13 protein-coding genes are annotated in these 9,261 nt (G+C 60.1%); 10 read left to right on the forward strand and 3 right to left on the reverse strand.

What is annotated here, in order from left to right; genetic code table 11:
- Positions 1-2 precede the first annotated feature (2 nt).
- Positions 3-1,463, forward strand: coding sequence for a TolC family protein (locus tag AC3D25_RS23710; RefSeq protein ID WP_488890909.1), 1,461 nt, complete (start codon positions 3-5; stop codon positions 1,461-1,463).
- Positions 1,464-1,516: 53 nt separating this feature from the next.
- On the opposite strand, the gene tatA is transcribed toward AC3D25_RS23710, so the two are convergent.
- Positions 1,517-1,684 carry a Sec-independent protein translocase subunit TatA gene (tatA, locus tag AC3D25_RS23715; RefSeq protein ID WP_488891068.1) on the reverse strand — a complete coding sequence of 56 codons (168 nt, stop codon included), beginning with the start codon at positions 1,682-1,684 and terminating at the stop codon, positions 1,517-1,519.
- Positions 1,685-1,714: 30 nt separating this feature from the next.
- A complete protein-coding gene (locus tag AC3D25_RS23720) occupies positions 1,715-3,115 on the reverse strand; it encodes a glycosyl hydrolase (RefSeq protein WP_488890910.1) in 1,401 nt (466 codons plus the stop codon).
- 528 nt (positions 3,116-3,643) lie between these two features.
- Here AC3D25_RS23720 and flhD point away from each other — a divergent pair.
- The 5 genes from flhD (at position 3,644) to AC3D25_RS23745 (ending at position 6,321) form a co-directional block, all read left to right on the forward strand.
- Positions 3,644-3,961 carry a flagellar transcriptional regulator FlhD gene (gene flhD, locus AC3D25_RS23725; protein ID WP_488886821.1) on the forward strand — a complete coding sequence of 106 codons (318 nt, stop codon included), beginning with the start codon at positions 3,644-3,646 and terminating at the stop codon, positions 3,959-3,961.
- 14 nt (positions 3,962-3,975) lie between these two features.
- Positions 3,976-4,620, forward strand: coding sequence for a flagellar transcriptional regulator FlhC (gene flhC, locus AC3D25_RS23730; RefSeq protein ID WP_488890911.1), 645 nt, complete (start codon positions 3,976-3,978; stop codon positions 4,618-4,620).
- A gap of 139 nt (positions 4,621-4,759) precedes the next feature.
- Positions 4,760-5,002 carry a hypothetical protein gene (locus tag AC3D25_RS23735; protein ID WP_488890912.1) on the forward strand — a complete coding sequence of 81 codons (243 nt, stop codon included), beginning with the start codon at positions 4,760-4,762 and terminating at the stop codon, positions 5,000-5,002.
- A gap of 423 nt (positions 5,003-5,425) precedes the next feature.
- Entirely contained in the window at positions 5,426-5,629 is a 204-nt protein-coding gene (locus tag AC3D25_RS23740; protein ID WP_488891069.1) for a cold-shock protein, read from the forward strand.
- 248 nt (positions 5,630-5,877) lie between these two features.
- Positions 5,878-6,321 (forward strand): response regulator, encoded by a 444-nt coding sequence (locus tag AC3D25_RS23745; RefSeq protein WP_488890913.1) that lies wholly within the window; start codon positions 5,878-5,880, stop codon positions 6,319-6,321.
- Positions 6,322-6,339: 18 nt separating this feature from the next.
- Here the strand turns inward: AC3D25_RS23745 and AC3D25_RS23750 are convergent, their stop codons facing one another.
- Entirely contained in the window at positions 6,340-7,224 is an 885-nt protein-coding gene (locus AC3D25_RS23750) for a lipid A biosynthesis lauroyl acyltransferase (RefSeq protein WP_488890914.1), read from the reverse strand.
- Positions 7,225-7,373: 149 nt separating this feature from the next.
- On the opposite strand from AC3D25_RS23750, the gene AC3D25_RS23755 reads away from it, so the two are divergent.
- The 4 genes from AC3D25_RS23755 to AC3D25_RS23770 all read left to right on the forward strand — a co-directional run bounded on the left by AC3D25_RS23755 (position 7,374) and on the right by AC3D25_RS23770 (position 9,252).
- Positions 7,374-7,643 carry a hypothetical protein gene (locus AC3D25_RS23755; protein WP_488890915.1) on the forward strand — a complete coding sequence of 90 codons (270 nt, stop codon included), beginning with the start codon at positions 7,374-7,376 and terminating at the stop codon, positions 7,641-7,643.
- 82 nt (positions 7,644-7,725) lie between these two features.
- Positions 7,726-7,911 (forward strand): hypothetical protein, encoded by a 186-nt coding sequence (locus AC3D25_RS23760; protein ID WP_488890916.1) that lies wholly within the window; start codon positions 7,726-7,728, stop codon positions 7,909-7,911.
- Positions 7,912-8,178: a DUF1488 family protein gene (locus tag AC3D25_RS23765; protein ID WP_488890917.1), complete on the forward strand. Its 267-nt coding sequence runs from the start codon at positions 7,912-7,914 to the stop codon at positions 8,176-8,178.
- Between the two features lie 639 nt (positions 8,179-8,817).
- On the forward strand, positions 8,818-9,252 hold the full coding sequence (locus tag AC3D25_RS23770; RefSeq protein WP_488891070.1) for a phasin family protein: 435 nt from the start codon (positions 8,818-8,820) through the stop codon (positions 9,250-9,252).
- Positions 9,253-9,261 lie beyond the last annotated feature (9 nt).

Below are 9,261 nucleotides of genomic sequence, written 5' to 3' on the forward strand. Positions count from 1 at the left end.
TCATGGGCGCTTCACGTAACTGGGTTTGGCCTCTCCTCGTTCCGGCGTTGCTAGTTGCCGGCTGTGCACTCAAAGAGCCGCCGAGCGCGGCGGATCTGAAGCGCGACAGTCTCGGGAATGTTCGCGTTCCGTCTGCCTGGACGGCGGACGCAAATGCGGCGGGCGCGGTGCAAACGGGCTGGCTCGACTCATTTCAGGACCCGGCCTTGCGCGCGCTCGTCGATGAAGCCATCGCATACAACTCGGATCTGCGGCTTGCCGCGGCGCGGGTCGAGCGGGCCGCCGCCTACGTGCGGGTCGCGGGCGGCGAGCTTTATCCGGCGGCGAGTTTCCTCGCGCGGCCGGGCGGCAAACTGGGCGGCGATGGCTCGGGGCTGAAGGGCTGGGGAATTTCCGCGTCGTGGGAAGTAGACTTGTGGGGCCGCGTTCGCTACGGCGCGCGAGCCGCGGAAGACCAATACGCATCGGCGGAAGCGGATGCGCAATACGCTCGGCAGTCGGTCGCCGCGCTGGTGGTCAAGGCGTGGTTCGGCGCAATCGAGGCGCAGCAGCAATATGCACTGGCGCTCGATATGACGCGCTATTCGGACGAACTGCGCCAGATTGCGCAGCATCGGCTGAGAATTGGGGGGGGAACTGAAATCGACGTCGCGAGCGCTGAATCAGTCACGCAAACTTATCGCGATACCGCGCGGCAACTTCAACTCGCACGCGATCAATCGTTGCGCGCGCTCGAATTGCTGCTTGGGCGATATCCGTCGGCGGAGCTTGCGGTGCCGACGCAGTTTGGCGCGCTGCCTGACATGTTGCCGTCGGGCGTGCCGTCCGACTTGCTGGAGCGGCGTCCGGACGTTCGCGCCGCCGAGCGGCGGATCGCGTCGGCGTTTTACCTCGCAAAGCAAGCCGATGCAGCGCGGCTTCCACGCGTCACATTGACTGCGGGGCTGCTCAGTGTATCGAGTGGATTGTTTTTGCTGACCGATCGGGACAACCCCACCTGGAGCGTGGGCGCCGGCATTCTGATGCCGCTTTTTCAGGGCGGTGCGCTCAAGGCGCAGGCGGATGTCCGCTCGGCCGAGCAGGACGAGGCGTTGGCGCTTTACGGGAAGATCGTGTTGCAGGCCTTCGGCGAAGTCGAAGGCGCGCTGTCCGCTGAAGCGTCGTTGCGCGATCGCGAAATCCTGCTCACGCGCGCAACGTCGGAAAATCGGGCGATGATCGCAATGCAGACAACCCGCTATCAAGTCGGATCGGGCGATCTGCGCGCGGTGAAGCAACAGGAACTGGCCTACGCATCGTCGCGCTCGACGCTGCTACGCGTGCAAAGCGAACGGCGGATGCAGCTCGCGAACCTGTATCTCGCGGTGGGCGGCGCGGTCGAAGCGCCTTCCGCTCAGTCAGTCAGCGATGCATCGGACAGGAACGGCATCGCGACGCCGGTTTCGCGCTCAATTTCGCGCTGATCGTCACATAATTGAAGCCACTGCTTGGCTGGCTTCACTTGGCGAGGCGCGCGTCAGACGCCGCCTTGCTTTTCCGCCGGGGCGTCGTCCTTCACGCCCGCCTTGAACGCGCTAAGCGCGCCGCCCAGATCGCCGCCGATATTGCGCAGCTTCTTGGTGCCGAAGATCAACGCCACGGCCAGCAGCACGATCAACCAATGTCCGATACTCAATGAACCCATCATGACGTGTCTCTCTCTAAAATTTAAAACTCAAACCGGGTTAGCGGCGACGAAGCTCTTGTACGCGGCGTAGGCCGGGTTCTTGGTCTTGCCGTCGGCCTGGATCAAGCCGTAGGCTTTGTCGATGATGCAATACATCATGATCGATTCGACGTCGTACTTGTCCTTGATCGAGTGATACTGCGTGAGCGCTTTGGTGAGATACGCCGCGCCCGTGTCGGGCGTGTCTTGCGAGCCCGACCAGCCGAATTCCGTGATCCAGATCGGCACGCCGAACGAGTCCTTCAGAATCTGCAGCACGTTGATGCTGCCCGTCGGGCCCGCCCCTTCGATGTTGTAGTAGCTCTTGTACCAGTGGCACGTCGTGTAATCCCAGCGCACCAGCGCCGCGCCCGACGCACCCGCCGACGTGCCGTTGGGCGTAATGCCGTTCCACAGCATCTGCTGGGCGCGATAAGCGAGCGGAATGCCCACGTTCACACCAACCTTGATGGTCGGATCGATCGCCTTCACCCCGTCGATCATGCCGCGAATCACGCCGCGAAACGACGGCCACAGCGCCGGGCTCCAGTCGGTCGTCTGACTGCCGTTGCCGGCGATCTTCAAGCCGACCGTATCGAGTTCGTTGCCGCATTCGATGTGCGTGACAAGACCTTTAAGCACCTTCGTGCAGTTCACCGCGAGGTTGTAGCCGAGCGTGTAAGCAGCCGATTCCGAGCTGGTCGGGTCCCAGTGCGCCGAGCGCGGGTTGAGCACCGGCATGATCGCGACGCCGCTGTTCTTGAACGGGCCGTTCAGCGCGTCGGCGAGCACTTGCGACATGCCGTCGCTGGCCACGTCGCAACGGTAGTTGGTGACGCCCAGGTCTTGCAGCATCGCGAGTTGGGTGGCGACCGGCGTCGTGTTGTAGATGCCGCTGTTGTAGGCCATGTGGCCGTTCATGCCGTAAAAAATCTTCTTGGCGCTCGAGGACGACGTGGCGGCCACTGCCTTACGCGGGTCCGTACACTTGGTCCAGGTGCTGCCGGTCCAGTAATAGAACTGGCTGTTGGTGCCTTCCTGATAAATTTTGCTGTTCATCCACAGCAGCAGCGTCACGCTGTGGGTGCTGCCCGCTTTCGCGCCGTTCTTGTAGACCACGCCGCCGACCACGGTCCAGACCGCGCCGCTCGCATCGGTAATGGAGGCCGCCGGCGGGATCGCCGTGCCGTCTGCCGACGCGGTTTTGCTGGCTTTGGCGGTGGCTGCATCGGCGCTGGCCGAGAGCGCATCGGCTTCGCTGCCGCCGCCGCAGGCGGCCAGCGCGATCGAGCCTGCGCCGGCGGCGAGGGCGCCGAGGAAGTGGCGCCGGGGGGCGACGGTGCCCGCGGTCAGGTCGGAAGCGGTATTCGGTACAATTTGCTTGAGAGCGAAACGTTTGCGGGCGGTCATGGAGTAGAAGTTACGTAATTACTTGGAAGCCCGAAGTATATGCGTAGCATTCCTACCGATCGACCCGTTTGAATCGGAAAAAATGAAAGTAAGAAAATTTTCCTTTATACCTATGGTATGAGCAGGATCATTTGCCGATTCTTTCCAAGTATTACGGGCAAACGTTTGGCTAATGAGCAAAAATTACGGATCGATCATCCCTGGTTCCTGTAGGGTCTTTCGCTGCGATAGATTTTTTTACCGTATCCAGGACGTTCGTCTCTTTCCGCCCCGGCCTTATAGGACGGTCGTTCGGCGCTTGTTACCGAAACGGCATTCTTTACCGTGGCGTTAACCAAACAGTGAAAAAAAGCGCTTTTCCGTATTGATCTGTCCAATGGGACTCCTTAGAATCCATTTCGAGATGTAACGCAGCGTAATACTTTCGCGTAACAACTCCCATGCTCTGAGAGGCATCGGCGAACGCATAAGAGATAACCGGCAAAAAATGCCGTCAACGTTCGGGGATTTATCTGGAAACGCTGGAACATGAACGGTCGTGAAACGCTGGACTCCATCCGCGAAATCAATCTGTCGTATCTGATGTTGGCGCAGCGCGTGCTGCGCGAAGACCGCGCCATCGGCATGTTCCGGCTCGGTTTGTCGGCCGAACTCGCCGACTTGCTCTCGGGCCTGACGCTCGCTCAGGTCGTGAAGCTCGCCGCCTCCGATCAACTGTTGTGCTTCTTCCGCTTTAACGACCACTCGATGCTCTGCGCGCTCACGCAGCCGGCGAAGCACGCGGACATCGCGCCGACCCACGCCGCGATCCTGCTGGCCGGCCGTCAAGCCGAACAATTCGCTTAAATCGGGAGCACGCCATGTTGAAGAAAAGCCTGACCGAAGACGCACAAGAAGTGTTTCGCGCGATCGCCCTGATCGAGCTGGGCGCGCGCATGCAGGTGCTCGAAAGCGAATTGACGCTCTCGCGCGACCGGATGATCCGGATTTATCGTGAAGTGAAAGGCATGTCGCCGCCGAAGGGCATGCTGCCGTTCTCGGCCGACTGGTATATGACGTGGATGGCCAATATCCACGCATCGTTGTTTTACAACACGTATGTGTTCTTGAAGAAAGAGGCGGGCTGCTCGCACCTCGATGCGTTGACCAAGGGCTATCGGCTGTATCTCGAACATTGCACGCACAGCGAAGTCGAGCCGGTACTCGATCTGACGCGCGCGTGGACATTGGTCCGTTTCTTCGATGCCGGCATGCTGCAGATGACGCCGTGCTGCCGTTGCACGGGCAAGTTCGTCGCGCACAAGCACGACTTGCAGAACAACGTGGTGTGCGGCGCGTGCCAGCCGCCTTCGCGGGCAGGCAAAACCAAGAAGGCAGCCGCCGCGCGCGAAGCGGCGCTGGCGGCGGCGGTTATGGTGGAAGAAGCAGGGCAAGAACCAGAGTTTCCTCTGCATGCCGTGGTGCCACAGCCATCGAGCGCGGGCGCTATCGGGCTGGCCGCCTGAGACGGCTCCTCTAATAGATAGCGCCGAGAGCGCGATTGAACACGCTCGCCGAAAAAAGGATACATTCGACTGTCCTCGCCGTTCGGCCGCGCGCGTTCGCAAACATTCAACCTGCCGCAGCAATAAAAGGAACTCGATCGTGAAAGTAATCAGACTGGCTTCGATCTTTGCGATGCTCCTGTGCGCGGCGAATTTCGCCGCGGCGCAAAGCGGCGGCGGCAACGGTAACGGTGGATCGGGCGGCGGCAATGCGCACGGCGCGGCAACCTCGCAGCCGACCCACGGAGGCGACAACGTTTCCACGCCAGGAAGCACGCATTCCGGTGGATTTCACTTCAAGCACAAGAAAAAAGCGAAGCCCGTTACGCCGCCGGCAGAGTAATTCGCCGACGTTTCGACACGTTCGCTCGCGGAAATCGAGTGCGGTTCTCAGTCGCCTTTTAAAAAACGCGCTGCCGCGACAATTAATTTCGCGGCGTTCTGGGTCATGAGAATGACGCACGCGCTGCGTCGAGAACGGCTGGAGCCCAAGCTGGGAAAGGCTTTCGCGCCGGCACGAATGCGCACGCGCCACGGACGCGCCGGGTCATGCGGACGTCGGCGGGAGAAGTGTTCTCGAATCTGGACTCGAAATTGCTAGCGTAAAACGCGCGGGCTTTGAGTCTCGGGGGAGCGTTGCGCCACACACCCGGTGTTCGTGCCGATTGGCACCTTTATTACAACCGTGGTAAAACTCGTCTTCCGCAGCTCACGGCTCGGCAGGCTCGCAGATTTTCAGGCGACATTACTTTGTTTCGGAGAGAAGATGGCAACCGGTATTGTGAAGTGGTTCAACGACGCGAAGGGTTTCGGATTCATTACGCCGGATGATGGCGGGGAAGACCTTTTCGCCCATTTTTCCGAAATTCGTTCGGAAGGGTTCAAGAGTCTTCAGGAGAATCAGAAGGTAAGTTTTGAAGTCAAGCAAGGTCCGAAGGGCAAGCAGGCGTCGAACATCCAGCCGCTTTAAATAGGTAGCACGTCCTTCGAAAGTTCGGGAAACGCCCACGTTTCGGGTTTTTCCGCACCGGGCCGGGCGGTGGACATCATGTTCATCGCCCGGCCTTCGTCTTGGGCGACGTATCGCGCGTCGTCGGGTGCAAAAACTCGAGTGCAAAACTCGGGTGAAAAACGATAACGCCACGAATCTGTACCGCTGCAAAGGGGTTGATCGACGGGGCTTTCGCGCGATGCGCGAGGCGCCGACCGGAGATTCAGATGGCGTTCCACCGCTGCAGTTCCAATCCTCCCTGCGAGATCTGGACTAACCGCAAAGGTTTTATCGATGGCGGCCGCCGCGTGCTGGTCGTCGACGATTACGAAGACGTCGCCGACGCCATCTGCGTCATTCTGGCGATGATCGGCTACGAAACCCGAATCGAATGCCGTGGTGACACGGCGGCGGCCGCTATCGCGTCATGGCGTCCGGGCGCGCTGCTGCTCGATATCGCGGTGCCCGGCTTAGCGGAATTCGCTGTCGCAGGTCGCGTGCGCAAAACGCTGCTGGCTGGCGAAATGTTGTTGATCGGCCATTCGCCGATGCCGTCCGAGCGTGATCTGGAGGACGCCAAAGCGGCCGGTTTCGATGCGTTTTGCTCAAAACCGGCCGATCCGCTGCATATCGGCTCGATCCTCAGCCACTTCGGCAGCGTCCTGCATTAGCGTCAAGCCGATCGAAATTCAATAAAACGACGGCTGGCCTTCCGGACGCGTCTTGAAACGCTTGTGGACCCAGTAATACTGTTCCGGAATGTGGCGGATCTGTTCTTCCAGAAAAAGATTCATGCGCCGGGCATCCGCGACGTCATCGCCGGTCGGATAGTTTTGCCATGGCCGAAAGACCTTCAGCCGGTAGCCTTTGTAATTCGGCAAAACCTCGCCGATAAACGGCACCACTTGCGCGTGACCCGTTTTCGCCAGCCGTCCCACGGCGGTCAGCGTACACGTCGGAATGCCGAAAAACGGCACGAATGCCGAGTTGCGCAGGCCGTAATCCATGTCGGCGCCGAGCATCACGGGCTTCCGGTCGCGTAGCCAGCGCAGCACGATACGCGCGCTGTCGGCACGGCTCGCCATGTCTGAACCGAAACGGCCGCGCTGAGTGCGCGCGACCAGATCGAGCGTCTCATTCGACATCGGCTGATACAACGCGCCGCATTGTCGCCCAAGCGCGTGGTTGATAAACACCGACCCCGCTTCGATACCCACGAAATGCGCGCCAAGCAACAAGGTGGGCGGCATGTCGGGATCGGAAAGATCGATTTCGCTATCCACCTGAACCAGTTTCTCGAGCTTCTTCGCCGAGCCGAACCATTGCACGCTGCGCTCGACGTAGCTGCGGATCGCGTGGCGGAAATGCTTTTGCGCGATATCTTCGAGCTGCTCGGCGCTCCATTCCGGAAAGCACAGCGCGAGATTGATATGCACGATGCGTTTGCGCCGGCTCGGAATCTGGTAGAGCAGCCAGCCAAGACCGTCGCCGAATCGCGCGGTCAGTCCATACGGGAGAAGCGCCAGGAGCTTTAGAAAGCCGAGGGCTATTGCAATTGCGACGCGGCCTAGCATGCGCACGCCCAATCGCGGGCCAACCGCCGAATCGAGGCGCGGGCGCGGGCGCGGCAAGCGGAAGATGAAGACACGGGCAATTTTCGGTCGAACAAGCGGGCCGCCTTATTAGGGGAATCGTCGTGGCGCAATGGTAGGCTATTTTCAAGATGAACGAAAACTTCGGTCGCGCGTTACGCGGCTTGATCGGCGTGCCGATGCGGCTGGGCGTCGGGCGATTACGCTTGCTTTGCCCGGGGTTAGCGCGCATTGTGGGGATGTTCGAGCCACGCCTGTCGATAGTCGAATTCCGAATATTTCGTGCAGTTTGGGCTCGCGCACTCATCATCTCCTCTTCTTCGCGTCGTTTTTTTGCGATGCTTTACGCGTTACGCCACCTGAATGTGGCGAATCAACGCCCGCTTCAGCGGACCGATTGACGCGTCTTTTGCCCGTTTCGCCGGCTTATCTTCGGAGTCGCCGTCGAACTTGCGGGCCTACCATTTCTATACGGGAACAACTATGCGAGCGCAAACCAAGGTAATTCCGGCAACGGCTGGCCGGCAGAGCGAATACATGGTCGCGCAAAAATCGCGTGCATCGGCGCTCGCCGACGCCGACGATCTTCGCGCGCAGAAGCGCCTCGAGAGCGATGCGCGGATCGATGTGAACGCGAGCAAGTGGCGTTACGTGTGTCCGGGTGCCTAGATGGGTAAAAGCACGGCGGCGCTCAGCTTTCCCAATCCGAGCCGCAGCTACGATGCATCGCGGCACTGCGTTTGCTTCTGGGGCTACGATAATTCGCGCGAGATAGCGTTTCTCGTCGACGATGCGATGTTGACGCGGATGAATCCCGAAATGGGATCGGGCGAGGCCGAACTGCTCGCCGCGTTCGATCGGAATCGTGAACGGATTCTGGTGCTCGCGAAGGGGATGTATAGCTGTGGGCCGCAGAACAGGTATTTGATTGTGTAAGGTAAGCGGCGTAAATCAGCACGTCGCAATGTAATAGAGGGGGCGTCGCGCGGAGGTCGGCATGGCTATTCGTCGGCGCCCGAGCGCGGGATCGGCTCCTGTGTCACCGACATGTGTTGCTTGATCTCCGGCTTCCCCAGCGCAATGCCGTTCAACATCGCTCCTTCCAAACGCGGCGAGCCGAAGGCTCCGGTAGGTTCGACACTCGTCCCTATCACGCTCGTACTTGAGATGGCACTCTCAGTCGGATAAATATCCCGCTGAAAACTCGTCACGGCGATACATCATCCCGCGATACCGCGGATCGGTTTTGCTTTCTCTCGCCATCGGCCCGCCCATAAGAAAGCCGCCCTTACGGAGCAACAAATGCTGGTTGCCCGAAGGCCGAGCAGTCAACGCAGCGTATTAATCGTGACCAATCGTGCGGTACGCGAGCGCGAGCCGATACCCGATTTGTCTGATAGTTCGTTAGCGAGATTGAGCAAACCGGCGAGACCGGTCCCAGCCCAACACCTCCCCGTCCGCCGTAGACCCGATTCGCGCGGCATGGTATTGGTGATCTTCTCGGTTCCTCCGCGCAAGCGGAGACAAAACCCTGATCCCGCCCGCAGTCCCTACAAGCTTTCAAGGAGACGCAACATGTCAACGCCCTCGAATCCGTTCGCCGACTTCAGCAAGATGTTGGAGCAGTTCAAGTTGCCGGGCGTCGATATGACGTCGGTCATGGATGCGCGCCGCAAGGATATCGACGCGATCACCGAGGCCAACCGGCTTGCCTATGAAGGCATGCAGGCGCTGGTCCAGAAGCAGACCGAAATGTTGAGCAAGACCATGCAGGAACTGCAGGTCGCCGCGAGCCAAATGAACGCGAGCGGCGATCCGTCGCAAGTCATGGCCAAGCAAGGCGCTTTCGTGCAGCAGACGTTCCAGAAAGCGTTCGAAAATATGCGCGAACTCGCCGAAATGGCGCAAAAATCCCAAGCCGACGCCCTGGCGGCGATCACCAAGCGCGCCGAACAAAACGTCGAGGAGGCCAAGACGCTCCTTCAGCGCGGCGGCCGCACTTCAACGTAATTTGCGTCT

The organism is Caballeronia sp. SL1002 (genome assembly GCF_057814995.1).